At 65.2% G+C, this 23,335-nt stretch carries 22 protein-coding genes, 1 tRNA gene and 1 riboswitch; of the genes, 11 read left to right on the top strand and 12 right to left on the bottom strand.

Annotated elements, in window-relative coordinates; translation table 11 throughout:
- Positions 1 to 33 precede the first annotated feature (33 nt).
- The 3 genes from NFJ07_RS14345 to NFJ07_RS14335 form a co-directional block, all read right to left on the bottom strand.
- Positions 34 to 1,167, bottom strand: a complete 1,134-nt coding sequence (locus NFJ07_RS14345) for a N(5)-(carboxyethyl)ornithine synthase (protein ID WP_269995302.1) — start codon at positions 1,165 to 1,167, stop codon at positions 34 to 36.
- A 17-nt stretch (positions 1,168 to 1,184) separates the two neighbouring features.
- Positions 1,185 to 1,319 carry a hypothetical protein gene (locus tag NFJ07_RS14340; RefSeq protein ID WP_269995300.1) on the bottom strand — a complete coding sequence of 45 codons (135 nt, stop codon included), beginning with the start codon at positions 1,317 to 1,319 and terminating at the stop codon, positions 1,185 to 1,187.
- 132 nt (positions 1,320 to 1,451) lie between these two features.
- Positions 1,452 to 1,525 (bottom strand) — tRNA-Gly (locus NFJ07_RS14335).
- A 237-nt stretch (positions 1,526 to 1,762) separates the two neighbouring features.
- On the opposite strand from NFJ07_RS14335, the gene NFJ07_RS14330 reads away from it, so the two are divergent.
- Positions 1,763 to 2,209, top strand: a complete 447-nt coding sequence (locus tag NFJ07_RS14330; RefSeq protein ID WP_269995299.1) for an SRPBCC family protein — start codon at positions 1,763 to 1,765, stop codon at positions 2,207 to 2,209.
- Between the two features lie 178 nt (positions 2,210 to 2,387).
- Here NFJ07_RS14330 and NFJ07_RS14325 read toward each other — a convergent pair whose 3' ends face one another.
- Positions 2,388 to 4,169, bottom strand: coding sequence for a CAP domain-containing protein (locus NFJ07_RS14325; RefSeq protein WP_269995298.1), 1,782 nt, complete (start codon positions 4,167 to 4,169; stop codon positions 2,388 to 2,390).
- A 148-nt stretch (positions 4,170 to 4,317) separates the two neighbouring features.
- Here NFJ07_RS14325 and dcd point away from each other — a divergent pair, with 148 nt between their 5' ends.
- Entirely contained in the window at positions 4,318 to 4,893 is a 576-nt protein-coding gene (gene dcd / locus NFJ07_RS14320) for a dCTP deaminase (protein ID WP_269995297.1), read from the top strand.
- 152 nt (positions 4,894 to 5,045) lie between these two features.
- On the opposite strand, the gene NFJ07_RS14315 is transcribed toward dcd, so the two are convergent.
- From NFJ07_RS14315 to NFJ07_RS14290, 6 genes are all read right to left on the bottom strand, one after another.
- Complete coding sequence (locus tag NFJ07_RS14315; protein ID WP_269995295.1) at positions 5,046 to 6,251, bottom strand: cation:proton antiporter; 1,206 nt, start codon at positions 6,249 to 6,251, stop codon at positions 5,046 to 5,048.
- A 5-nt stretch (positions 6,252 to 6,256) separates the two neighbouring features.
- Positions 6,257 to 6,739, bottom strand: coding sequence for a cation:proton antiporter regulatory subunit (locus NFJ07_RS14310; protein ID WP_059389838.1), 483 nt, complete (start codon positions 6,737 to 6,739; stop codon positions 6,257 to 6,259).
- A gap of 77 nt (positions 6,740 to 6,816) precedes the next feature.
- Complete coding sequence (locus tag NFJ07_RS14305) at positions 6,817 to 7,602, bottom strand: glucosamine-6-phosphate deaminase (RefSeq protein ID WP_269995292.1); 786 nt, start codon at positions 7,600 to 7,602, stop codon at positions 6,817 to 6,819.
- A 46-nt stretch (positions 7,603 to 7,648) separates the two neighbouring features.
- Positions 7,649 to 9,175, bottom strand: coding sequence for a glycoside hydrolase family 3 protein (locus tag NFJ07_RS14300; RefSeq protein ID WP_269995290.1), 1,527 nt, complete (start codon positions 9,173 to 9,175; stop codon positions 7,649 to 7,651).
- A 64-nt stretch (positions 9,176 to 9,239) separates the two neighbouring features.
- Positions 9,240 to 10,304, bottom strand: a complete 1,065-nt coding sequence (locus NFJ07_RS14295) for an ROK family transcriptional regulator (RefSeq protein WP_269995288.1) — start codon at positions 10,302 to 10,304, stop codon at positions 9,240 to 9,242.
- 483 nt (positions 10,305 to 10,787) lie between these two features.
- A complete protein-coding gene (locus NFJ07_RS14290; RefSeq protein WP_269995287.1) occupies positions 10,788 to 12,191 on the bottom strand; it encodes an MFS transporter in 1,404 nt (467 codons plus the stop codon).
- Positions 12,192 to 12,382: 191 nt separating this feature from the next.
- Between NFJ07_RS14290 and NFJ07_RS14285 the strand changes: the two genes are divergently transcribed.
- Genes NFJ07_RS14285 through mnhG form a run of 6 tightly spaced genes read left to right on the top strand, consistent with a single transcriptional unit; the run spans position 12,383 to position 18,790 of the window.
- On the top strand, positions 12,383 to 15,487 hold the full coding sequence (locus tag NFJ07_RS14285) for a Na+/H+ antiporter subunit A (RefSeq protein ID WP_269995286.1): 3,105 nt from the start codon (positions 12,383 to 12,385) through the stop codon (positions 15,485 to 15,487).
- A complete protein-coding gene (locus NFJ07_RS14280; RefSeq protein WP_269995285.1) occupies positions 15,484 to 15,939 on the top strand; it encodes a Na(+)/H(+) antiporter subunit C in 456 nt (151 codons plus the stop codon). The genes NFJ07_RS14285 and NFJ07_RS14280 overlap by 4 nt, the downstream gene beginning before the upstream one ends.
- Positions 15,936 to 17,489: a Na+/H+ antiporter subunit D gene (locus tag NFJ07_RS14275; RefSeq protein ID WP_269995283.1), complete on the top strand. Its 1,554-nt coding sequence runs from the start codon at positions 15,936 to 15,938 to the stop codon at positions 17,487 to 17,489. Before NFJ07_RS14280 ends, NFJ07_RS14275 begins: the two co-directional genes overlap by 4 nt.
- Positions 17,486 to 18,052 (top strand): Na+/H+ antiporter subunit E, encoded by a 567-nt coding sequence (locus NFJ07_RS14270; RefSeq protein WP_269995281.1) that lies wholly within the window; start codon positions 17,486 to 17,488, stop codon positions 18,050 to 18,052. The genes NFJ07_RS14275 and NFJ07_RS14270 overlap by 4 nt, the downstream gene beginning before the upstream one ends.
- Complete coding sequence (locus NFJ07_RS14265) at positions 18,049 to 18,327, top strand: monovalent cation/H+ antiporter complex subunit F (RefSeq protein ID WP_269995279.1); 279 nt, start codon at positions 18,049 to 18,051, stop codon at positions 18,325 to 18,327. Before NFJ07_RS14270 ends, NFJ07_RS14265 begins: the two co-directional genes overlap by 4 nt.
- Positions 18,317 to 18,790 carry a monovalent cation/H(+) antiporter subunit G gene (gene mnhG / locus NFJ07_RS14260; protein WP_269995277.1) on the top strand — a complete coding sequence of 158 codons (474 nt, stop codon included), beginning with the start codon at positions 18,317 to 18,319 and terminating at the stop codon, positions 18,788 to 18,790. Before NFJ07_RS14265 ends, mnhG begins: the two co-directional genes overlap by 11 nt.
- Here mnhG and NFJ07_RS14255 read toward each other — a convergent pair.
- Both NFJ07_RS14255 and NFJ07_RS14250 read right to left on the bottom strand, forming a co-directional pair.
- Positions 18,787 to 19,047: a DUF4235 domain-containing protein gene (locus tag NFJ07_RS14255; protein ID WP_269995275.1), complete on the bottom strand. Its 261-nt coding sequence runs from the start codon at positions 19,045 to 19,047 to the stop codon at positions 18,787 to 18,789. The two genes, mnhG and NFJ07_RS14255, sit on opposite strands and share 4 nt — an antisense overlap.
- Positions 19,048 to 19,098: 51 nt before the next feature.
- The gene (locus NFJ07_RS14250; protein WP_269995273.1) at positions 19,099 to 19,896 is read right to left on the bottom strand and encodes an NUDIX hydrolase; all 798 of its coding nucleotides are present in this window, start codon (positions 19,894 to 19,896) and stop codon (positions 19,099 to 19,101) included.
- Positions 19,897 to 20,056: 160 nt separating this feature from the next.
- A riboswitch (TPP riboswitch) is annotated at positions 20,057 to 20,193 on the top strand.
- A 75-nt stretch (positions 20,194 to 20,268) separates the two neighbouring features.
- Here NFJ07_RS14250 and NFJ07_RS14245 point away from each other — a divergent pair.
- From NFJ07_RS14245 to NFJ07_RS14235, 3 genes are read left to right on the top strand one after another with little or no spacing between them, the layout of a single operon-like run.
- On the top strand, positions 20,269 to 20,898 hold the full coding sequence (locus NFJ07_RS14245; RefSeq protein WP_269995272.1) for an ECF transporter S component: 630 nt from the start codon (positions 20,269 to 20,271) through the stop codon (positions 20,896 to 20,898).
- Positions 20,898 to 22,523 (top strand): ABC transporter ATP-binding protein, encoded by a 1,626-nt coding sequence (locus tag NFJ07_RS14240; RefSeq protein WP_269995271.1) that lies wholly within the window; start codon positions 20,898 to 20,900, stop codon positions 22,521 to 22,523. Before NFJ07_RS14245 ends, NFJ07_RS14240 begins: the two co-directional genes overlap by 1 nt.
- Positions 22,520 to 23,326, top strand: a complete 807-nt coding sequence (locus NFJ07_RS14235; protein ID WP_269995270.1) for an energy-coupling factor transporter transmembrane component T family protein — start codon at positions 22,520 to 22,522, stop codon at positions 23,324 to 23,326. Before NFJ07_RS14240 ends, NFJ07_RS14235 begins: the two co-directional genes overlap by 4 nt.
- Positions 23,327 to 23,335: the final 9 nt, after the last annotated feature.

Genomic DNA, 23,335 nt, shown 5'->3' with positions numbered 1-23,335 from the left:
CCGGCTGGCCGCGTTCCTAGGCTACGAGTCGACCTACGCCGCAAGGTGTGGATAGTCCGCTGCGCGCCCTTGGAACTGCAGCACGTCCGGGTTGCGGATGATTCCGTCCCGGATCTCGATGGCGCGGGAGATCGTCTCGTTGGCGTCCCAGGCTTCCGGGCCCGAAATGACCGTCTCGAGGAACGGCAGGAGCGCTTCGCTGATCTCCCAGCTGGACGAATTCCACAGGTAGGACGGGCTGTGGTCCACGGCGTAGTAGTTGATGTGGTCGCCCACCGTGAACATGGGCTCGGCGAACGTCGTGGTCCGCGCCCAACTGAAGCCCATGCCTTCGTCGCAGGAGACGTCAACAATCAAGCTGCCCGGCTGGAACGCATCCAGATCCTCGGTCCGCAGGTATGTCAGCGGCGAGTTCGGGTCCTGCAGCGTGCAGTTGACCACGATGTCGCTCGCGGCAAGGAACGGCGCCAGTGGCAGGCGCCCACGATCGGTGATGACCTCGCTCAGGAAAGGGGCATTCTGGTCGTGGTCGAACTGCACTATGCGCACCGAATGGATGGGGGAGCCGACCGCCGCAACACCGCGGTTGGTCAGCACCTGGACGTCGTGGATGCCGTGGGCGTTCAGGGCCGTGACCGCGCCACGCGCTGTGGCCCCGAAACCAATCACGACGGCGCTCAGCCGCCTCCCGTAGTCGCCCGTCGAGCCCGTCAGGGCAAGGGCATGGATGACGGAGCAGTAGCCCGCAAGTTCGTTGTTCTTATGGAAAACATGAAGCCCGAAGCCGCCGTCGCTGGCCCAATGGTTCATCGCCTCGAATGCGATCAGGGTCAGCTTCTTGTCGATGGCTAGCTGGGTGATGGCCCTGTCCTGGACGCAGTGCGGCCAACCCCAGAGGACCTGACCGTCGCGAAGATCCGCTAGGTCTTCCGGCTGCGGTTTGGGCAGGAGAATGACATCCGAATCGGAGATCAGTTCTTCACGGCTTGCCATGCCACCTACGAGGGGCTCAAGTTGGCTGTCCGAGAAGCCGAAACGCTCGCCGTAGCCGCGCTCCAGCCGGATGTGTTGCCGGAGTTCCGGAGCAATGCGCTCCAAGTGGAGGGGATGGACGGGCAGCCGACGCTCGTCCGGCTTCCGTGATGACGACAGGATGCCGAGGGTCATGGCGCCTATATGGCCGCTCACTTTTTGTTGCCGGTTGCCGGCTTGGCCACCGTTGCTGCGGAGGACTCTGAAGCCCTCTTATCCGCGCGCTTTTCTTTGATGGATTTGCCGGATTTTTTCGATGCAGCTTGGCGAGGTGATTTGTCAGCCATGATCGCTCCCTAGAGCAGAGCCGAAATGGCTCCTAGCTCCTGACGATACACCTAGGGGGTTGGGCGCCTTGTATCCAGGCGACCGGCCGGCGGCTGTTCGGTCCCGGGAAAGTGGGCCAATCGGCAAGAAAATGGAGCGGGCGACGGGAATCGAACCCGCGTATCGAGCTTGGGAAGCTAGCGCTCTACCATTGAGCTACGCCCGCATTACTCCGCAAATCAGCCGGAGCAGATCCCAGCTTAGCGCAGATGGCGCTGTGCCCCGGACATAGACCCGCCGGTATCACGGTCTCATCAATTTCCCTGCGGAGCTCGTAAAGATTCGGTTAAGGCTCGACGTGGGTGTGTTGCGCTGCGCCACGCCTGACTATTCTGTAGCAGTTAGCTGCTGTGTCATGGGGAACCCGGCTATGTCTATGAGCCGTACGCCGAAAGAGGATTCCGTGGCATTTGCAGAGCATGAAGTACTCATTGGTCGCGACGCCATGACCGTTTACCAATTCCTGGTGGACGGCCTGAACAATCCCCTGTGGCGCAGCGGAATCCGCAGCATTTCCCTCCGCTCCGGGCACGCTGGCGAAAAAGGGGCGGTCTACCAGCAGACTTTGGCAGGGCCGGGCGGGCGGCCGATCGCGGCTGACTTCCAAATCACTGAAGCCAGGCCCGGCGCTGAAGTGCGTTTCGCCGTCGTCGCCGGTCCTGCGCGCCCTACCGGGGGCTATTACCTCAGCACCGAGGGCCCCAATACCCGCCTGCGGTTCGCCCTGGAGTACCACCCCAAGGGCTTGCAGAAACTCATGAACAGCATGATCCAGAAGACCATGGAAGGTGAAGTGGTCCAGCTGGAACAGCTCAAATCGGTCATCGAGGAGCAAACGCCGGACGCGTAGTCCCCACCGCCTCCCTCGCCTCGCTCCGCTCGCCCAGGGAACCACCCTGGCGGCGTGGGCCCAGCACCGCGTCCCTCGCCTCGCTCCGCTCGCCCAGGGAACCCTGGCGGCGTGGGCCCAGCACCGCGTCCCTCGCCTCGCTCCGCTCGCCCAGGGAACCCTGGCGGCGTGGGCCCAGCTACTGCGCCAGCTTGAGTCCGCCCAAACCGGTGACCGGAGTGCTCGGCGTCGTGAGGCGGCCGCCAGTCAGGTCCCAATATTCGATCGTTCCGTTGCTTAGCAGGCCTGCGACTCCAGTGGAGTTGAGGCCCGTGACGCCCTTGAGCGAGCGCAATCCGGAGTAGTCCGTCCATCCGGTTCCCACCACCAGCCGTGCTTCTGACTTCGGCGTGGTGAGCCCCGAACCGCGGTAGAGGCGCAGGTTCCCGTTTGCTTCCACGGCCAGCAGGTCCTGGAAGCCGTCGGCGTCGTAGTCCACCATGCTTAGGCGGATCGCACTGACGCCCGAGCCCACTTGCGTCCGACCGACCAAGGCGGTGAGCCCCAGGTTCCGGTACAGGTAGAGCGCGCCGGTGGAATCGGTGGCGAGGATCTGCGGGAGCCTGTTGTTTCCACACCAGGTGCCTACGGCCATGGTCATCGACTGCCAGCCCGATCCGCCCAACGTCACTGGTGCTTTGAATCCTCCGCCCACTACGCCGGGGTAGAGCAGGAGCCTGCCATCCAGCATTTGGACCAGGACGTCGATCACGCCGTCGCGGTCCCAATCCGTGGTCATCACTTCTTTCGCCCCGGCAAAACCGGAGCCAACCGTCCGGGCGGGACCGAACGTACCGTTGCCGAGGGCCGGGTAGTCCCTCAGATTGCCCGAAGGGTCGACGGCGACGAGGTCACCGGTGCTGCGGATGGATGCCGCGCTGAGATCCAGCGTGGGCGGCTGTTGCTTGGCGATGGGGTCACAGACGGTCGGCGCAGGAAGCTGGGGTGGAGCCGTGCCGGCCCCAGGGCTGTTGACGGTGCCCGCGGGGAGGGTCGTATAGCCGAAGAGATTGACCACGCCCCACATCGTGTAGCTGTTGGGGGTGGTCTGGTAGTTGCCGTCCGTGAAGGTGATTCCGACGCCTATTACGTTGAAACGGGGGTCCCGCAGCAGCGCATCGTGGGCGGGCGAGCTTTTCCACCATTCGACAAGCTGGGCGGCATTCCGATCCCAGCGGACCGCGATGATCTCGCCTGCACCGTTGTTGGGGTTCAAGGCCCTGGGATCGGTCCAGAAGTTGCTGCGGTGTTCAATCACCTGGCGGCTGGCGATGTTGTTGGACCAATCCTGCGAAAGAGTGGACACCGTGGGGTTGTACTTCACCGGATTCAAGCCGAGCGAAGTCCTGTAGACGTTGATGGCATTGAAAACGGCGAGCACCTGGGCGGAATTGTCGTCGTTGACCAATGCATGCGGTGAAACCAGCGGGACGGCTGCGGGGGAGGACTTCGCCTGGGCTGGAGCCGGATCCGACTGCGGGACATCCCCTGCCGGGCGTCCGGGGAGCGGGTCCGGGCCGGATGCCGGCGGGATCGAGGGGAGCGGGGGCGGGCCGTCGACTGCCTTGGGCGACGTGCCGTTGCCGGGAGCGACGGCGGGGCTTGCCTGCGCGGGCGAGGTCGCCGCGTCGACGGTTGACGCGGTTCCCGCGCCCGCAGGGGCGGCTGGGGCTGCCGCTGCTTGTGCTGCGGTGGTGGGCGCGGCGGCCGTTGGTGACCCCGGCGCAGGTGCGGCCTGCGGAAGACCGGATCCCGACGGCGGTGCGGACGCCGTCGTCGTACTTTCAGTACCTGCGGTGGTGCTTGAGCTGGAAGGCGCGGCCGCGGCGGCAATTCCAGCGAGCGAGGCCGGGGCAGTCACCGGTCCGGAGGCAGGGGCCATCACCGTCAGAAGGCACGCCACCAATACGGCAACGGGCACCGTAATTCGTCTCAATGTGTCCCCGGATTCGCGTTGTACCACCGTTCCCAAGCAAAACAGCGGTAACGGCAGTCTATGTGGTGCACTATAGTCCCATGCTCCACTCCTGCACCACGGGGTACTCGGCGCATACGGTACTTTTGATCCTGTGCTGATCTCTGACCGCGACATACGTGCCGAAATCGACTCCCGACGTATTGTCTTGGAGCCCTACGACCCCGCGATGGTTCAGCCGTCCTCGGTGGATGTGAGGATTGACCGCTTCTTCCGGCTGTTCGACAACCACAAATACGCGCACATCGACCCCTCCGAAGAACAGCCTGAGCTGACCCGCCTGGTTGAGGTCGAGGGCGACGAACCCTTCATTCTGCACCCGGGCGAGTTCGTGCTCGGTTCAACATACGAGACCGTGAGCCTGCCTGACGACGTCGCCGCACGGCTTGAAGGAAAGTCTTCGCTGGGGCGCCTCGGCTTGCTGACGCACTCCACGGCCGGCTTCATTGATCCCGGGTTCTCGGGCCACGTGACGTTGGAACTGTCCAATGTTGCCACGCTGCCCATCAAGCTGTGGCCTGGGATGAAGATCGGCCAGTTGTGCTTCTTCCGGCTATCCTCTGCCGCTGAGCATCCCTATGGTTCCGGCGGTTACGGCAGCCGTTACCAAGGCCAGCGCGGCCCCACAGCGAGCCGCAGCCACCTGAACTTCCACCGGACGTCGGTCTAGCCCCTTCCGGCTTGCGTCGAGAGGTGAGCTCTCCCCAGACGCTCGCTCACTTGTGAGCCCCAAAACCCAAACGCTCGCTCAGATCATGTGAGCGAGCGTCGGCAGGAAACACCCTAAAAGTGAGCGAGCGTCGGAGACGGGGCCAACGGATCTCACGCCTCGAGGGACGCAATGGGCTCGGATGCCTTCGGTTTGCGCGAGGACTTGCGGAAGGCCTTGACCGTCGGCTCCACGAAGCGGGCTGCGAGCGGACCTGTGATGGCCATGAGCAGCACATACGCGGTGGCGAGGGCGGCAAGCTCGCGCGGGACGGCTCCCGAGGTCACGGCCAGGCCTGCAATGACAATGGAGAACTCACCGCGGGCGATCAGTGCGGCTCCCGCGCGGAAACGGCCAGGAATACCGATCCCTGCCCGCTTTGCCGCCCAGAATCCGGTCAGCACCTTGGTAACGGCGGTCGCGAAAGCCAGGAGCAGTGCCCAGCCCAGGACTGGCGGGATGCTGGACGGGTCCGTGTTGAGGCCGAAGGCTACGAAGAAGATAGCTGCGAAGAGATCCCGCAGCGGTTCAAGGATCCGCGTCGCGTTGTGGGCGGTTGCCCCTGAAATGGCAATGCCCAGCATGAACGCGCCCACGGCCGCGGAGACCTGGAGGGCGGACGCGATGCCGGCCACTAAAAGTGCGGCTCCGAGGAGATTGAGCAGGAAGACTTCAGAGTTTTCGCTGTGCACGGCCTGGGATACCCGATGGCCATGTTTGAGGGCCACCACCAGCACCAGGGTGACGACGGCCAATGCAATACCCACCGTCTGGAGCCCGCCCAGGAAGCCCACGCCTGCGAGGATCGCCGTAAGGATCGGAAGGTAGATGGCCATGGTGAGGTCTTCGAACACCAAGATGGCCAGCACCACTGGCGTTTCACGGTTACCGATCCGGCCTAGGTCCGTGATCACCTTCGCGGCGATGCCGGAGGAAGAAATATACGTGACACCGCCCATGACGATCGCGCCCACAAGTCCCCAGCCGAGCCACACGGCGATGCCCGCACCTGGAAGGAAGTTCAACAGCAGGTCCAACACGCCGGCTTGCCACGAGCGCCTCAGTCCGGTGACGAGTTCCGCGGCCGTATATTCCAAGCCAAGCATCAACAGGAGCAGGATGACGCCGATTTCGCCGGAAAGATGGGCGAACTCGTGCATGCCATCGAGCTTGATCAGTCCACCCGCCCCGAACGCCAGTCCCCCCACCAGATAGAGCGGAATGGGGGACATGCCGATCCTGCCGGCCAAGCGAGCCAGGAGGCCGAGACAGAAAACGACTGCCCCCAGCTCAATGAGGGTCAGGGCCAGGGGGTCCATGAACGTCAGCCGTTGCGCAGAATGGCAGCCGCAGAGTCAAGACCTTCCTGCGTACCGACAGCCACCAGCAGATCACCCGTGTGAAGGACGACGTCGGGAGCCGGTGAGGGAACCACTTCGCCTTCGCGCATGATCGCCACGATCGAGACACCACTGCGGGTGCGGATCTGGGCTTTGCCCATGGGCTGGTTGTTGAAAGGGGAGTCCGCGGTGATGGAGAACTGCCGCGTGACAATGCCGGGGATTTCCTTGTGGGCTTCGGCCAGGCGCATGGCGATGTGCTGCCCACCCAGGAGGTTGCCCAGGGCGGCGGCTTCGTCTGCGGTCAACGGGATGGATGCCTGGCAGGTATCGGGATCGTCCCATGTGGAGACGAAAAGCTCGGTCTCGCCTTCCCGCATCTCGACAACACCGATCCGGCGTCCCGAGGCCGTGATGAAATCCTTGCGGACCCCGAGGCCTGGAAGTTCTGTCTCATCCACGTTCATAAGTCCACCCTAGCCCTCTTGAAGGGACGGCGGAATGATGCCACTCGCAGCCGCCGCACAAAGCGGCCCGGGCCTTTCTAGGGGGTCAAAGCCAGGCCGCGCGCGGCGTCGTCGTAGTATTCGCGGTTCGCCAATCCGGCCGCTGCCGCCTCGTCGAGAACCACCACAGCGTCGGCATGCCATTGCAGGATCGAACCCGGGCACGACGCCGTCAGTGGGCCCTCGACGGCTGCAGCGATCGCGGCGGCCTTCGCGGCACCGGTGGCGATGAGCACCAGCCGGCGCGCATCCAGCACGGTCCCCAATCCTTGGGTGATGCAGTGAGTCGGGACATCGCCGTCGTGGTCGAAGAACCGGGCGTTGTCCCGCCTCGTGCGGGCCGTCAGCCGCTTCAGCCGGGTCCGGGAGGACAGGGAGGACCCGGGCTCGTTGAAGCCCACATGGCCGTTGGCGCCGATGCCGAGGATCTGCACGTCGACGCCGCCGGCGGCAAGGATGGCGGCGTCGTAGGCGGCCGCTCCCGCTTCGAGCTCGGCCTGGGTGGCGCCGGTACCGTCAGGGACATTCAGCCCAGCCAAGGGAAGCCCGATGACATCGCAGACCTCACGAATCAGGACCTGGCGGTATGACTGTGGGTGCTCCGCCGGAAGGCCTACGTATTCGTCCAACGCGAATCCCTTGGCGGCCGAAAAATCCACGCGGCCCGCCGCAGCTGCAGCCGCCAGCTCCGCGTACAGCCCCAGCGGCGACGAACCGGTGGCCAAGCCCAGCACTGGTCCCCTGCCCGAAGGAAGTCCTGAGAGAACGGCGTGGGCGGCGGCCGAAGCGGCCGATTCCGGGGTGGGCGTGACAATGACTTCCATGGCAACTTTCTGTCGATGGGTGGTGTTCAGGAGCTAAACGGCTGATTCAGCCCTTGCCGGGGCCGTTCAGGAGCGCCGTCAGGGCCTCGGAGACGGTGAGGGATGCACCATAGGTGACGATGTCCGCCCCGCCGCGCGGCCAGCCGCACTCGACGGCGATCACCGCGTGCCCCTCCGCCCTCAATCGGGCAAACACGGTCCACAGCGGGTGGTCGGCATCCAGTCCGCGCCCGACGACGGCGACCCGCGCGCCGTCGGGTACCTCGCCTTCGCGGACCACCGCCGAAGTCGTGGCAGCGGGGCCCCACGGCACACGGCCGACGGCGAAATTTGACCCGGTTTCAACTTGCACGATCGCCACGGGTTCCTCCCGTGCAAGCCACCTTTCGGCAGCTTCGGACACCTCGAAGGCCTCGGCGATGCGCTCGCCGTCGAGGGCCTTCGGGTCGGCAGGAACACCGGCAGCCTGCGACTGGCCTGGCTGCAACCCCAGCTGGCCCCTGATGGCGGCCTCCTGGATTTCCGCGGCGCCCGCAGCGGGGAAACGCGAGGACAGTGCCGCCGTGCGGGAAACAGCGTCAGCGAGGCGTTCCATGGGCAAGCGCCCCTCTTCAACGGCATCGGCGATGGCGGTGAGCGTCTGTTCGAAGAGGGCCGGTCCAGTTTCAGAACCAAGGCACAGCAGGTCTGCCCCGGCCATGAGTGCCCGGACGGCTGCTTCCGGAACGCCGGTCTGGGCGGACGCGCCGGCCATGTCGAGGGCATCCGTGATGATCACGCCGTCGAATCCCATGTCACGGCGCAGCAGGTCCTGCAGGATGCGCGAGGAGAACGTTGCCGGGCGGTCCGGGTCCAAGGCCTCGACCAGGATGTGGCTCGTCATGACCGTGGCTCCGCGGGCCGCGACGAGCGCACGGAACGGGACCAGTTCGCGCGCATCCAGCGTGGCGGCGTCGGCCGTGACACGGGGGAGCGCCAAGTGGGAGTCCGTGGTGGTGTCGCCGTGGCCCGGGAAGTGCTTGGCGCAGGATGCCACACCGGCGTCTTCGAGGCCGCGGATCCAGGCGGCGGTATGCCGGGCCACCAAATCCGGTTCGGCCCCGAAGCTGCGCACGCCGATCACGGGATTGTCCGGAGCGGAATTGACGTCCGCATCGGGGGCCAGATTCAAGTTGATGCCCAAGCCTGCGAGTTCGTGGCCGATGGCGCTGGCGCTGGCGGCCGTCAGTTCGACGTCGTCCAATCGCCCGAGTACCGCGTTGCCGGGCTGCGTTGATCCCGTGAGGTAGTGCAGCCTTGTGACGTCGCCGCCCTCTTCATCGACGGCGATGAGCGTGTTCGGGGAATGCGCCCGAAGTCCGGCGCAGAGCTCGCGCAACTGGACGGGGGACGCCACATTGGTGCCGTAGAGGCACACAGCCGCCAGCCCGGCGTCGTACGCGTCCAGGATCCAGACGGGGACGGCGATGCCGGTGAATCCGGGCATGAGGGTGCCTGCCGCGAGGCGGCGGCGGTGGGTGCGGGCGGGCCCGGTGGCAAAGGACTGAGTAACGGGGGACTGAATCGTGTCCATGTCCGGCTCCTTCGGAGGGTGCATAGCTGGGTAGTCAGGGCTGGAAACGGCGCAGGCGCGGCACTCAGGCCACACCAAGCTGGTTCCACAGGACCATCACGGCGGCTCCGCGCAGGACAATGTCCTGCGCGTCTGCCGCGAGACGGACGGACACCGGTGAAGGGTCCTGGTGCAATAGCCGCTCAAGCAGGGTCTGCTGGACGGCGTTGAGAAGGGGGCCTTCCAAAAGCCCCCGGGGTCCGCTGAGGACCACTTCGCCCAAATCGAGGGCGCCAACCACGGGCGCGAGGGCGATGGCGAGCCGCTCGCCTGCTTCCCGGAGTACGACGTCGGCCGCCGCCTCCGGTTCGGAGCTCGCCGCCGCTTCGGTCAGGGCCCGTTCGAGGCTGGGGACGGACATCCAGGTTTCGAGGCAGCCCGTCTTACCGCACTTGCACGTGGTGCCGCCGTCGGTGCCGACCGTGACGTGGCCGATTTCACCCGCCGCGGAGTGGGCGCCCCGGGCACGCCTGCCGCCCACAATGAGTCCTGAACCGACACCGCGGCCGATTTTCACGAGGACCATGTCGTCACTGCCGCCGCCGAACGTGTAGTCCGCGTGGACTGCGGCGTCGGCGTCGTTGGAAACGAGGGTCGGCAAGCCAGTGTGCTCCTGGAGAAGATCGCGTAGCGCGACGTCCTTCCATTCGAAGTTGGGCGCCGTGGTGACCACGCCGTCCGCGTTGACGATGCCAGGGGTCCCGACGCCGATCCCGAGCAGCGTGGCGGTGGCTCGTTCTTTTGCCTCGGATGCCAGCGCGAGGACCTCGTTGACCACGTCCTGTCCGGTTTCCTCGGAGAGGGTGCGCTCGACCCGTTCGAGAATGTTGCCGTCAAGGTCCAGGACGGCGGCGCGCAGCACGGAATTTTCGGCCAAATCCATGCCGATTACCTGGAGGCCTTGGCGGTTGATGTCTACCAGGATGGCTGGTTTGCCGGGGCGGACTTCATCCGATTGGCCCAGCTCCACCACGTGGCCGCGTTCCAGAAGGTCCGAGACGAGGTCCGATACCGTGACGCGGGTCAGGCCTAGGGTCCGGGACAGATCCGCGCGGCTCATCGCCCCTGCCGAGTGGAGTGTCTGGCGCACCAAGGAGAGGTTGTGGGCGCGCCCGTCCGAAGGCAGGGTCGCTGCGCCTGTTCGATCTGCGCCTGTTCGATGGGTGCCTGTTCGATGGGTGCGGGGGCGGTCACGAAGGGCTTCCATAGGAGTTAGTAAACTCTACTAACAATCAAGAATCAAGAGGTTTCGGCGGATTGTGTGGAATCAAGGAGCCTATTGATGACATACGCAGCCGCTAAGGACGCAGGCCCCCGGTAGACCGGGTGCGTCCGTCCTTTTCGGGTGCGAAGGGCAGGCGCTGGTGCCGGCACGGCCGCGCCGCACCCCACCGGCCCGCACCACTTAGCGCACCCCGCCAGCCCGCCCTCTTAGCGCAGCCGCTAAGGACGCCAGCACGCACCGCGCCGCACCCGCTAAGGACGCAGGCCCCCGGTAGACCGGGTGCGCCCGTCCTTTTCGGGTGCGAAGGGCAGGCGCTGGTGCCGGCACGGCCGCGAAGCACCCCACCACTTAGCGCACCGGGACGACCGCGATTTCCGTCTTGTCGGGTGCCTTCACGGGCAGGATCACCAGCAGGCCGGCCAAGAGCACCACCATGATGCCCAGAATTCCCCAGCGCTGGGCCCCACCCGGGGCCACCAGCGGCGTCGCCACAGTGATGCACAGGGTGAAAAGTGCGGGCGCCAGGAAGCTCACGGCCCTGCCGGTGGTGGCGTAAAGCCCGAAGAGTTCGCCGGACTCGCCGTCCGGTGCGAGCCTCGCGAGGTAGGCGCGGGAGGAAGCCTGGGCTGGTCCGACGAAGAGGCAGAGGAACAGGCCAAACACCCAGAAAGTGGCGCTGCCTGCCCAATGGGTTCCGAAGAACACGTAGTCGCCGTTGCCAAGCACCAGGATCATGGTCCCGGCTACCAGGAGTCCCATGAGGGAAATGACGATGACGGACTTGGGCCCGATCCTGTCATCCAGGAATCCGCCGATCATGGCTCCAACGGCAGCCACCACGTTCCCGAAAATCGCGAAGAAAATGACTTCTTTAAGTTCGAATCCAAAGGTCCCGGCCGCAATGACCCCGCCAAAGGTGAAGACCGCCGCAAGGCCATCGCGGAAGATGGCGCTCGCGAGCAGGAAGTAGATGGTGTGCGGGCTGGTTCGATAGATGGCCCTGATCCGGCGGACCAGCAAACCATAGGAGGCCAGGAACCCGAGCCGGGATTCCGGTTTCTTGACGGAGAGCTCCGGTATCGCGAAGAGGACCGGTAGCGCGAAGATGAAGAACCAGAGCGCGGAGAAGACGGCCACGAGCCTGATATTCAGGCTGTCCTGGGTGGATGCTCCGAACCACTCAAAAGACGGCTGGACGAAAAGCTGCAGCACCGCGAGCAGCGCGACAATTCCGCCCAGGTACCCCATCCCCCAACCGAAGCCACTCACTTTGCCGATATTGGCGGGGGTGGAGATCTGGGCCAGCATGGCGTTGTAATTGACGCCGGCGAACTCGAAAAACACATTGCCCAGCGCAATCAACGAGACGCCCAGAAGCAGGAACTCGGGCTTGGGGAAAACGAAGAAGCACGAGCCAGTCAGGACGGCCACAAGGGCGGTGTTGACCCCTAGCCACAGCTTCCGGCGGCCACCGGCGTCGGAGCGTTGACCCGTGACCGGTGCCAGGAGCGCAATCGCGACGCCGGCAATCGCCAACGCGGCGCCCAACGCCGCCGACGCAGAGTCTTCCCCGCCAAAGGCTTTGGATGTCAGGTAGACGGTGAACACGAAGGTGGTCATGACAGCATTGAATGCCGCGGAACCCCAGTCCCAGGATGCCCACGCCAGAATCTGGCCCTTGTTCGACAGGGCGGGCCCTGATGCAAGCTCGGATGCCGGGTGCGGGGCCTCAGGCGCAGCTGCCATGTTCATGGTCTGAATGGTAACCGCCCGAAGTGACACTTTTGGGACATCCAGGCAGCCTGCATCGCAGCCCATTCCCATACACCTTGGAAGCCGACATTGTTTGTCACATGCGGTTGATAAACTACCTGCACCGAACCCAACGTTTGACCGCCTGCTCCAACTTTTGACAACTCATTCCTGACTTTGCGGAGATTCCAGTGATCACAGTTCTTGCCGTGACCTTTGCAGCGGCAACTGTGGCGCCCTGGATCTTCCGGAAACTTCAGCGGAATGCCTTCTATGTCCTCGCAGCGGTTCCCACGGCCGCCTTCATCTGGCTGCTCCTGCAGTATGACCGGATCTATCCCGGCCAGAATCTTTCGGGTCCCGGCGCGGGCCCCACCGGCGGCTTCATCGAAGAAGACCTCCCGTGGATTCCAAACCTCAAGCTTGAATTCGCCTTCCGCATGGACGTCCTGGCGTGGGTGATGTCCTTGCTGGTCCTGGGCGTCGGCGCGCTGGTCCTGGTTTATTGCGCCCGATACTTCAAGAACAAGGATGCCGACCTCGGCGGGTTCGGGGCCCAACTACTTGCCTTCGCCGGGGCGATGTTCGGCCTGGTGACGGCGGACGACCTCCTGATGATGTTCATCTTCTGGGAACTCACCACGGTCCTGTCCTATCTCCTGATCGGCTACGCGCGCACCCGCCTCGCCGCCCGGCGTTCGGCCTTGCAGGCCCTCATGGTCACCACCGCGGGTGGCCTCGCCATGCTCGTCGGCCTCATCATTTTGGGCCAGGCGGCGGGAACATACCGGATTTCGGCGATCATGACGGAAGCGGCCACCCTCGTCACGGGACCCGCGCAAGGTGCGGTTGCTGCCGCCGTCGTACTCATCCTGGTGGGTGCGATTACCAAATCGGCGCTGGTCCCCTTCCACTTCTGGCTCCCGGGCGCCATGGCCGCACCCACCCCGGTGAGCGCCTACCTGCACGCAGCGGCCATGGTGAAGGCCGGCATCTACATCGTCGCCCGCATGGCCCCGGGGTTCAGCGAGAGCCCGTACTGGTTGCCGCTGGTGCTCGGGCTGGGCCTGGCGACGATGCTGGTGGGCGGCTACCGGGCACTCCGCCAGACCGACATCAAACTCATCCTCGCCTATGGCACCGTCAGCCAGCTCGGGTTCCTCACCATGGTGGTGGGCCTCGGCAGGCCGGACGCCGCACTGGCCGGACTCGCGCTTCTCCTGGCGCACGGCCTCTTCAAGGCTTCCCTGTTCCTGGTGGTGGGCATCATCGACCACCAATCCGGCACGCGCGATATCCGCAAACTCTCTGGGGTGTACAAGTCCTCAAGGGCACTCGCCATCGTGGCGGGGATCGCCGCCGCATCCATGGCCGGCATACCTCCGCTCGCAGGTTTCGTGGCCAAGGAATCCGTGTTCGAAGCGTTCGTCCACTACGGCGCTGGCAGTTACGGCGCTGGCGCTGCGTCGCAACCGTGGGGGCTGATCCTCTTGGTGGGCTTGGTCCTGGGGTCCATCCTCACGTTCGCTTACAGCGCCCGCTTCATGTGGGGTGCGTTCGCCACCAAGCCGGGCGTGGACCGGACGCCGTTCAAAGCCATCCAGCCATCGTTCCTGGCGGCGCCCGCCATCCTGAGCTTCCTCACCATCGTGTACGGTCTCTGGCCGGATCCCGTTGACGGCTGGATCCAGCCGTATGCAGCGCTTTTCAACGGGAATCACGACGGCGGTGCCGCCTCAGCCGCCGTCAGCCACCTCGCGCTGTGGCACGGCCTGACGCCCGCCTTGGGACTGACCGCCGTGACTTTCGCGGCCGGCGTCGGGATGGTTTACGCCCGCAACTTCGTGTCCCGGGCGCAGAGCCGCGTCCCGGACTGGGTGGACGGGGACCGCGCCTACCAGCGCACCATCGGTGCCTTGGACGACGTCGCCGTCTGGGTGACGGGGCGCACGCAACGCGGTTCCCTGTACTTCTATCTGGCAGTCATTCTCACGGTGGCTTTCGCCGTCCCGCTCACGGCACTCATCGTGGCCAACAAACCGCTTCCTGGCGGCCTCTTTCTGATCGACCCCAACTCGCCGCTCCAGCTCATCGCCGCGGCGGGGATCGTTGTTGGCGCGTTGGCCGCCGTTCGGGCCAACAAGCGCTTCCTCGCCGTGCTGATGGTGTCGGTCACCGGCTACGGCATCGCGCTCATGTTCGCGTTGCAAGGAGCCCCGGACCTCGCCTTGACGCAAATGCTGGTGGAGACCATCATCCTGGTGGCCTTCGTGCTGGCGATGCGCAGCCTCCCTCCGGAGCTCCGGGACCGTACCGGAGGTAAGTACCGGGTGGTTCGCGTCATTATCGGTGTGGCGTTCGCGGTCACCATGATCTTCGTGGCGATCTACGCCATGGGCGCCCGTATCGCCGAGCCTGTGTCGCTCTCTTTCCCGCGGCTGGCCTATGAAGGCGGCGGCGGACTCAACGTGGTCAACGTGACGCTCGTGGACATCCGGGCTTGGGACACCTTCGGTGAGATCTCGGTGCTGGCAGTTGCCGCTACCGGCGTCGCGAGCTTGATCTTTGTCCGCAGCCGGGGGGAGCGCCTCAATAAGGCCGCCACGATTCCCGAAGGCACCGTGGGAAGGCGCACCGCCGTCGGGGGCAGTTCGCGCGACGACGCCTCCCTGGCACTCGCCCGCAAGTTCGCCGGCTCCCTGACGGACCCCTGGCTGGTGGCCGGCCGAACCCTGGCACCCGAACGGCGTTCCATCATCTTCGAGGTGGTCACGCGGCTGATTTTCCACTCGATGATCGTCTTCTCGGTGTACCTCCTGCTGGCGGGACACAATCTTCCGGGAGGCGGCTTCGCCGGCGGACTCACTGCCGGGCTCGCCTTGACCATCCGTTACTTGGCCGGCGGACGGTTCGAGTTGCGGGAAGCCGCACCGATCAGCGCCGGCATGCTGCTGGGAACCGGTCTTGCGACGGCGGCCGCGGCGGGCTTCGTCCCGCTGCTTCTGGGCGGCCAGGTGTTCCAGAGCGCCATCATCGGGTTCTGGCTGCCGCTGTTCGGTGACATTAAGTTCGTGACCTCCACGATCTTCGACATCGGCGTGTACCTCGTGGTCGTAGGCCTGGCCTTGGACGTGCTGCGGAGCTTGGGAGCCGAAATCGACGAACACTTCGAGGAGACCGCCAGCGGAGACGTGCGGGATTCAGGGGGAGCCCGATCCGAAGCCCCCACGGCCACTGCGACCGCGGCAACCACTGCAACCGCGGCAACCACTGCAACCGGGAAGGGGACCCCATGAGCGTCAACTTGACCTTGCTGATCGTCATGGGCGTGCTCTATGCCTGTGGAATCTATTTGATCCTGGAACGCAGCCTGACCCGCGTTCTCCTCGGGCTCATGCTCCTGGCCAACGCTACCAACCTGCTGATCCTCGCCACGGGCGGGTACGCCGGACTTGCCCCGCTGTTCACCAAAGCAACGGATCCGCGCGACTACAACGATCCCTTGCCACAAGCGCTGATCCTGACGTCGATCGTGATTTCCTTCGCCGTGACGGCATTCATGCTCGGCATCATCTACCGGACCTGGGCGTTGGCACGCCAGGACGATATCCAGGATGACGCCGAAGACCGCCGCGTCGCCAAGACACCGAGCTTTGACGCCGAGGACGATTCCGTGGTCCCTGAGGAAACGTCGGAGTTCCCGGTCACGGCAGTCACGGAAGCAGCGAAGGAAGGAGGACCCCAGTGAACATCGCCAGCCTCGCGCCGCTCGCCGTCGTACTTCCCATCCTCGGTGCCGCACTGACGTTCGCCCTGAACAGGAACCCGCTGGCACAGCGCGCGGTCAGCATCGCTCTGTTGTCCCTGACGTTGCTCCTCGAATGCGGGCTTCTCGCCTCGGCATGGACCACAGGCACCGCATCCGTCACCATAGGTGGTTGGCAGCCGCCGTTTGGCGTGGTGATGGTGGTGGACCAGTTCTCCTCGCTCATGTTGGTGGTCTCGTCCGTCATCAGCCTCGCGGTGCTGATCTATGCCACCGGCCAGGGGATGGCCGACGGCGACCGCGAGGCACCGGTGTCGATCTTCCACCCGACCTACCTGATCCTGGTGGCCGGTGTCTCGAACGCCTTCCTCACGGGCGACCTCTTCAACCTGTACGTCGGCTTCGAGATCTTGCTGACGGCGAGCTACGTGCTCATGACACTGGGCGGGACGGGTCCGCGCATCCGCGCCGGGGTCACCTACGTGGTGGTTTCCGTCGTGTCTTCGGTGTTGTTCCTGATCGCCATTGCGATGATTTACGGAGCCACCGGGACCATCACCATGGCGGACCTCGCCATCAAGCTGGCCGAATTGGATCCGGGCACCCAGAACCTGCTCCACGTCATGCTGCTCGTGGCGTTCGGTATCAAGGCTGCCGTGTTCCCGCTGTCCTTCTGGCTGCCTGACTCGTATCCGACCGCACCAGCACCGGTCACCGCCGTATTCGCCGGCTTGCTCACCAAGGTGGGCGTCTACGCCATGGTCCGCACGGAGACCCTTCTCTTTCCGGGCGATACCTTGAATACCCCGTTGATGGTGGTAGCGCTCCTCACCATGCTGGTGGGCATTCTCGGCGCAATAGCACAGAGCGACATCAAACGATTACTCTCCTTCACCTTGGTCAGCCATATCGGCTACATGGTGTTTGGGCTGGCCATGTCTTCGGTGGCCGGGCTTGCGGCTGCCGTCTTCTATGTGGCCCACCACATCACGGTCCAAACGAGCCTGTTCCTGGTGACGGGTTTGATCGAGCGTCGCGGTGGGAGCTCGTCCATGGACAGGCTGGGTGGGCTTGCCAAGCTGTCTCCCCTCCTTGCGCTCTTGTTCTTCATTCCGGCCATGAATCTCGCAGGAATCCCGCCCTTCTCCGGGTTCCTGGGGAAGCTCGGACTCCTGCAGGCAGGCATCGCACTGGGGACACCACTGGCCATTACCTTGGTGGTGGGGGGAGTGGTCACCAGTCTCTTGACCTTGCTGGCAATTGCCCGTGTCTGGAACCGCGCATTCTGGCGGAAACCCGAGGACGCGGACTACCCGGCCCCAATCCTCAAGGACACGACGGCTGTCGGCCTGCTTCCGCGGACCATGGTGGGGCCAACCGCCGCGCTGGTGGTCTTTGGCGTGGCGCTGACAGTCTTCGCCGGTCCGCTGTTCCAATTGGCCGGAAACTCCGCGGAACAGATGTTGGACCGTACGGCGTACATCCACTCCGTGCTCGGCGGGAATGCCCAGGTTCCGGGAGGTGGCAAGTGAGCCGCAAGCGGATTTCATTCCGCGCTGAGTTGCCCCTGCTGGTCTGGCTGGTGGTCATCTGGGGTGCGCTCTGGCGGGACTTCAGTCCAGGCAATCTGGTGTTCGGTGCATTGATCGCGGTGGTGGTAGCCAGGATCTTCTACTTGCCTCCCGTGGAGCTCAGCGGCCGCTTCAACGTGCTGCGTGCCATTCCTTTCGCGGTGGTGTTCCTCGGCAAAGTCGTCGCCGCGAGCTTCCAGGTGATGTACCCGGCGATCTTCCGCGGACCTTCGGTAACCAACGCCGTCGTCGCCGTTCCTCTGCGCAGCCATTCCGACCTCATGGTGACCGCCACAGGGCACGTGATTTCGCTGATTCCGGGTTCCTTGATCGTGGAGGTGGATCGCTCCACGTCCACGCTCTATATCCACGGGCTCAATGTCCGGGACCAATCTGATATCGCCAAGCTGCGCAAGGAAGTCCAGGACACGGAGGCCTCGCTGATCCGGATCATGGGTACCCGTGCGGAAGTGGACGCACTCCAGGCCGAAGGCTGGCCTGCAATGAGGGGAGCTGGCTCGTGAAAGATATCGTGCTGATCGTTACGGCGGTGATTCTCAGCATCGCGGCGGCCGGCGCGATCTACAGGATCGCCGTCGGGCCTTCCCTGCTGGACCGGGTGCTCGCCTCCGACGTGCTGCTCGCCATACTGGGCGCCGCGCTGGCCATCGACATGGCGGTCAACAGGCACCTCAACAACCTCGTCCTGCTCGTCGCGCTGACGCTGATCGGGTTCGTCGGATCGGTGACGGTGGCCCGCTTCGTGGCCGACCGGAGGGGACAGGTCAATGACTCCTAACGCCACCGGAGCGGACGCCGTGATCGATGCCGTCACCGCAGTACTGCTGATTGTTGGTGCGCTCATGTCATTGGGCGCGGCAATCGGCCTGTTGCGCTTCCCGGACCTCATGAGCCGCATGCACGCAGCTACCAAGCCGCAGGTGCTGGGGCTGTTCCTTGTCTTGGCGGCTATGGGCCTGCAGATGCGTGAATGGTGGGTGTGGCCGATCCTGGCAGTCGCCTGGATTTTCCAGCTGCTGACGGTGCCCGTGTCCGCACACATGGTGGGCCGGGCGGGCTACCGGACTAAACACCGCCACCCCGAACTGCTCAGCGCCGACGAGCTCGAGGCCGTGGTGCTGCGGGCTGCCGGTGAAAGGGCGGCGGAGAAAGCTCAGGAAGCGGACTCGGCAATGCCCCGGAACGGGAACGGCGGCCGCAACGGGAGGAACGCAGGCGCTGACGGCGGGCCGTCAGCCTAGACGATGTCCTGCGTCTTCGAGAAGCGCGAGATGGCGCGCTGGGTGCTGCGGCCGGCGACAACCTGGATGATGGCGCTGACAGTGGCCGAAATCAGGGCGAAGGTCAACGCTGAGCGGAGGCTCGCCTCCATGTCGTCATTGCCCTTGGGCGGCTTGTTGCCCGTGGTTTTTTCCCACAAGGCATTGACGAGCTTGGTGCCGACAAAGCCTGCGCCGATGCTCACGCCGGTGCCGAGCAGTTTGATGAGGAGGTTCATTCCGGGACTCCTTGCGGGAGGAAACAGGACCGACCCCAGCCTAACCCCACTTCAGGGCAGTTCCGGAGCAACGGATGGCGGTTGGCGCCTCAGCCGGAAGAACTCCTGCAAGGCGCCCGGCTTTGGACGCACGGGCACGATGTCACGGTCCTCGGCCAGCACCGCATCCACCGTGCCGAGGGTGAGGAGCTCATCCAGCAGCACCAGCGTGGGCGGCATGAGCTTGAGGGTTCCCGCGGCTTCGGCATCCAGGATTGCGCGGACCGGCATCCACAGGGACGATGACGCTTCCGTGGTTTGGTGCTTTGGCTCGGCACCGGAAACCGGGCAGGCAAGGTAGAAGTACGTGTCGAAGCGCTTGGGCTGGTCTGCCGGGGTGACCCAGTTGGCCCACGGGCGGAGGGTGGCGGCGTCGAGCTTCAGCCCGGCTTCTTCGAACACCTCGCGCTGCGCGGCGGCCAGCACCCGCCCGGCGTTGAACCGGGCGGAGGAGGGCTCAGCGGCGATGCTGCTCCGGTTCCATGCGGCGGCGTGCCGCTCGACGACGTCGTCCGCGAAGTCCCAACCGGAGCTGTCCGCCTGGTCCACTCGTCCGCCAGGGAAGACGACCATGCCCGCGGCAAAATCCATCGTGGACACTCGGTGCTGGACGAACACTTCCAGGACAGTCCCAGCGTCGGCAGTAACTTCAGAGGCTGCCGCATCTTCAGATCCCGAAGGAGTCGGGGCGTCGCGGACCAGGATCACGCTCGCGGCAAGCCTCGGTTCGGCCACCGTGGTGCTGTTCGCTTCGCCAATGCCTGCCAAGTCCGCTCCTTTGCCCGCGCGCGTCACATTCTGCTGGATCATTCTCCCAGTTTCTGCGGCGACCCGCGCCATTCCGGGCCGCCCTGCGCTCATCCGGCGGATGATCCAGCAGAATCCATCGTTTGTGACCGTTTCGGGTGCGTGAACACCGCGCCCGCAACCCCGCCAAGGTGTAAACTGAACCACGCCCAAAAGGGTGGATTGATAACGACAGGGGAGCGCCGCCGTCGGGCTCGCAGCAATGCGGCACGGAGGACGGGCGCTGAGAGTGCGGACAGCCGCAGACCCTCGAACCTGATCCGGCTAGTACCGGCGCAAGGGAGTCGAGTTCTCATAGTGTCCGGAACCGGCGCGGCGGAGGCCGCTCGCAGGCAACCGGAAACACTTTCCCCTCCTGTTCCTCAGGAGGACAAAATGACTGGTATTTCTGCAAGGCCGGGCATCACCAAGCCTGGTTACAACTGGCGCGTCGTGGACATCGTCGTGGCGGCACTGATCTCCATCGCCGGTGGCGTGATCTTCTGGGCATGGGACCAGATGGCCCTGGTTTCCACCCCAGTGACCGCCGGCTACCCGCCCCTGAGCGGCCTGATCGCCGGCGGGTGGATGATTCCGGCTGTGTTGGGCATGCTCATTGTCCGGAAGCCCGGTGCGGCGATTTTCTGCGAAACCGTTGCCGCCACCAGTGAGCTCATCATGGGTTCCCAGTACGGCACCACGGTGCTGATCTCGGGCCTGCTCCAGGGCCTCGGTGCGGAACTCATCTTCCTGGCCTTCATGTACAAGAAGTTCAACCTGCCGGTGTCCCTGCTGGCCGGTGCCGGTGCGGGCCTGTTCTGCGGGCTCAACGATTCCTTCCTGCCGTGGGGCTGGAACATCGCCTACGAGGCCGGCGACAAGCTCGCGTACATCGTGTTCTGCACGATCTCCGGTGCCGTCATTGCCGGTGCGCTGGCCTGGATCGCGACCCGCGGCTTGGCCAAGACCGGTGTCCTGAGCGCGTTCGCGTCCCGCAAGGCCGCCTCGGAGCCCGTCTTTTCCTGATGCCCAGTCCTGATTCCGGCACCCCTGCTGTGGTGCGACCCGCCGCCATTTCCGCGCAAGGCTGGGGCTGGCGGCACGCCGGCCGCACCACGCAGGCCGTCCACGCCTTGGACCTGGACATCCGTTCAGGCGAGCGTGTGCTTCTGCTTGGCCCCTCGGGCGCAGGCAAGTCGACCCTCCTGCATGCCCTGGCGGGCGTGCTGGGCGAGGAAGGCGACGACGCCGACGAGACGGGCTCGTTGCTGGTGGACGGCGTTTCGCCGAAGGCCCAGCGGGGCCGTGCCGGACTCATGCAGCAGGACCCCGAAACCCAAGTAGTGCTTTCCCGGCTGGGCGACGATGTCGCGTTTGGCGCCGAGAACCTTTGCGTCCCACGGGAAGAGATTTGGAAACGGGTTCACGAAGCGCTCGACGACGTCGGGCTGCGGAATAGTGCCAGCGGCAACTTTGCGCTCGACCACCCGACGTCGGCCCTCTCGGGCGGCCAGAAACAGCGTCTGGCGTTGGCCGGCATCCTGGCGATGCGGCCGGGCTTGATCCTCCTGGACGAGCCGACCGCAAATCTGGACCCCGCGGGTGTGCTCGAGGTGCGTGATGCTGTCGGACGTTGCCTGGACAAGACCGGCGCCACCTTGGTGGTGGTGGAGCATAGGGTCTCGGTCTGGAAAGACCTCGTGGACCGGATCGTGGTGCTCCAGCCGGGCAGCTCTTCCTCCGCGGGCGGCTCGACGCCGGCTGTGCTCCTGGACGGTGATCCGGACACCGTTCTGGCGCAAGCAAGGGACATGCTCACTGCTGCAGGCGTCTGGGTGCCCGGGTATGTGCCGGCCACCCGGCCGCGTTCGGGAACAGGCTCCGGCTCCGGGGCCGCAGTCGGCTCCGGGGCGGGGAGCTCCCGGAATGGGGGCGAGCTGCTGCTCGCCACCCAGGAGCTTGCGGTGTCCCGTGAACGGTCACGGCGCCGGGGGTTCAAAACCATCCCGCCCCTTCCTGTGCAGGCCGGACTCCACGCCGAAGTGCTCGCAGGGCAGGCGCTGACCATCACGGGCCCCAACGGCGCCGGAAAATCGACCTTCGCTTTGACCCTTGCGGGCCTGTTGGCGCCGGTGTCCGGCACGGTGACTGCCGCCGTCGGGCTCAGCGACGGCGCCGGCACGGACCCGTTCAAGTGGAAGGCCCAGCAGCTGATCTCCCGTATCGGGACCGTGTTCCAGGAACCCGAGCACCAGTTCGTCACCGGCCGCGTGCTCGACGAGCTCATGTTCGGCCCTAAGCACCTTGGCCATGGCGAGGAGCGAGTGGACGAATTGCTGGAGCGGCTGCGCCTGGGGCATCTCGTGGACGCTAATCCGTACACGCTCTCCGGGGGCGAAAAGCGGCGGCTATCCGTGGCCACTGTGCTTGCCGCGCACCCCCGCGTCCTGGTGCTGGACGAACCCACCTTTGGCCAGGACGCGAACACTTGGGCCGAGCTTGCGTCGTTCCTGTCCGAACTGCTCGACGCCGGCACCTCCGTGGTGTCCGTGACCCACGACCAGGAATTCAGCTCCGTCCTGGGCGGCACCGAGATGCGGCTCGAGCCTGCGTTCCAAGGCGGGGCCCGGCAGGAAGCGGGTGCGGCATGAGGGAAGCCCTGACCCTGCGCGGCAACAATGCCCTCCTGACACGAGCGAATCCGCTGGCCAAGTTCGTGTCGGTCTTCCTCATCACCTTGGTGTTGGCGCTGTCCATTGACCTGGTGTCCGCCTCGACGGCGCTCGTCGGCGAACTGGCGTTGTTCCCCCTCGCGGGGCTCACCGTGCGCTTGCTCTGGCAGCGCGGCTGGCCCCTGATCATCGCGGCGGTGCTGGGCGGCTGGAGCACCGCGATCCTGTCGGCTGACAGCGGCAGGATACTGCTCGACGTCGGGATCTGGTCTATCAGCGAAGGCTCGCTTCAGCTGGGAGTCGGCTTCATGCTGCGCGGCTTGGCGATCGCGTTGCCGGCCATCCTCCTGATGAGTTGCACCGACCCCACCGATCTTGCCGATGCCCTGGCCCAGAAGGCGAAACTGCCGCACCGTTTTGTCCTGGGTACCTTGGCAGCGCTGCGGCTAGTGGGGCTCATGGCAGAGGAGTGGCAGACCATCGGCATGGCACGGCGCGCGCGGGGTGTCGGATCTCATGGGAGCCCGCTGCAACGGTTCAAGGCCATGCTCGGGCAAAGCTTCGGGCTGCTGGTCCAGGCGATCCGTCGGGCGTCCCGCTTGGCTGTGACCATGGAGGCGCGAGGCTTCGGCGGTGGACGGCGGACCTGGGCGCGGGAATCCACCTACAGTCGCTTGGACGTCTGGGTCCTGGTTGGCGGGTTGGTCATCGCAGCGGCGGCCGTGCTCGCGGCCCAATGGGCCGGGACGTGGCACTTTGTCTGGCTGAAGCAGCCCAACTAGCTCGCAGTT

This window comes from Arthrobacter sp. B2a2-09 (assembly GCF_027587375.1).
Taxonomy (GTDB): domain Bacteria; phylum Actinomycetota; class Actinomycetes; order Actinomycetales; family Micrococcaceae; genus Arthrobacter.
The sequence above is the reverse complement of the archived record's forward strand: the minus strand, read 5'-3'. Positions and strand labels throughout refer to the sequence as shown.

What these genes read in the sequence shown, in the direction of transcription:
- NFJ07_RS14345 (WP_269995302.1), bottom strand. Translation starts at nt 1,167, where the DNA reads ATGACCCTCGGCATCCTGTCGTCATCACGGAAGCCGGACGAGCGTCGG.
- NFJ07_RS14340 (WP_269995300.1), bottom strand. Translation starts at nt 1,319, where the DNA reads ATGGCTGACAAATCACCTCGCCAAGCTGCATCGAAAAAATCCGGCAAA.
- NFJ07_RS14315 (WP_269995295.1), bottom strand. Translation starts at nt 6,251, where the DNA reads ATGGACCCCCTGGCCCTGACCCTCATTGAGCTGGGGGCAGTCGTTTTC.
- NFJ07_RS14310 (WP_059389838.1), bottom strand. Translation starts at nt 6,739, where the DNA reads ATGAACGTGGATGAGACAGAACTTCCAGGCCTCGGGGTCCGCAAGGAT.
- NFJ07_RS14305 (WP_269995292.1), bottom strand. Translation starts at nt 7,602, where the DNA reads ATGGAAGTCATTGTCACGCCCACCCCGGAATCGGCCGCTTCGGCCGCC.
- NFJ07_RS14300 (WP_269995290.1), bottom strand. Translation starts at nt 9,175, where the DNA reads ATGGACACGATTCAGTCCCCCGTTACTCAGTCCTTTGCCACCGGGCCC.
- NFJ07_RS14290 (WP_269995287.1), bottom strand. Translation starts at nt 12,191, where the DNA reads ATGAACATGGCAGCTGCGCCTGAGGCCCCGCACCCGGCATCCGAGCTT.
- NFJ07_RS14280 (WP_269995285.1), top strand. Translation starts at nt 15,484, where the DNA reads ATGAGCGTCAACTTGACCTTGCTGATCGTCATGGGCGTGCTCTATGCC.
- mnhG (WP_269995277.1), top strand. Translation starts at nt 18,317, where the DNA reads ATGACTCCTAACGCCACCGGAGCGGACGCCGTGATCGATGCCGTCACC.
- NFJ07_RS14255 (WP_269995275.1), bottom strand. Translation starts at nt 19,047, where the DNA reads ATGAACCTCCTCATCAAACTGCTCGGCACCGGCGTGAGCATCGGCGCA.
- NFJ07_RS14250 (WP_269995273.1), bottom strand. Translation starts at nt 19,896, where the DNA reads ATGATCCAGCAGAATGTGACGCGCGCGGGCAAAGGAGCGGACTTGGCA.
- NFJ07_RS14245 (WP_269995272.1), top strand. Translation starts at nt 20,269, where the DNA reads ATGACTGGTATTTCTGCAAGGCCGGGCATCACCAAGCCTGGTTACAAC.
- NFJ07_RS14240 (WP_269995271.1), top strand. Translation starts at nt 20,898, where the DNA reads ATGCCCAGTCCTGATTCCGGCACCCCTGCTGTGGTGCGACCCGCCGCC.
- NFJ07_RS14235 (WP_269995270.1), top strand. Translation starts at nt 22,520, where the DNA reads ATGAGGGAAGCCCTGACCCTGCGCGGCAACAATGCCCTCCTGACACGA.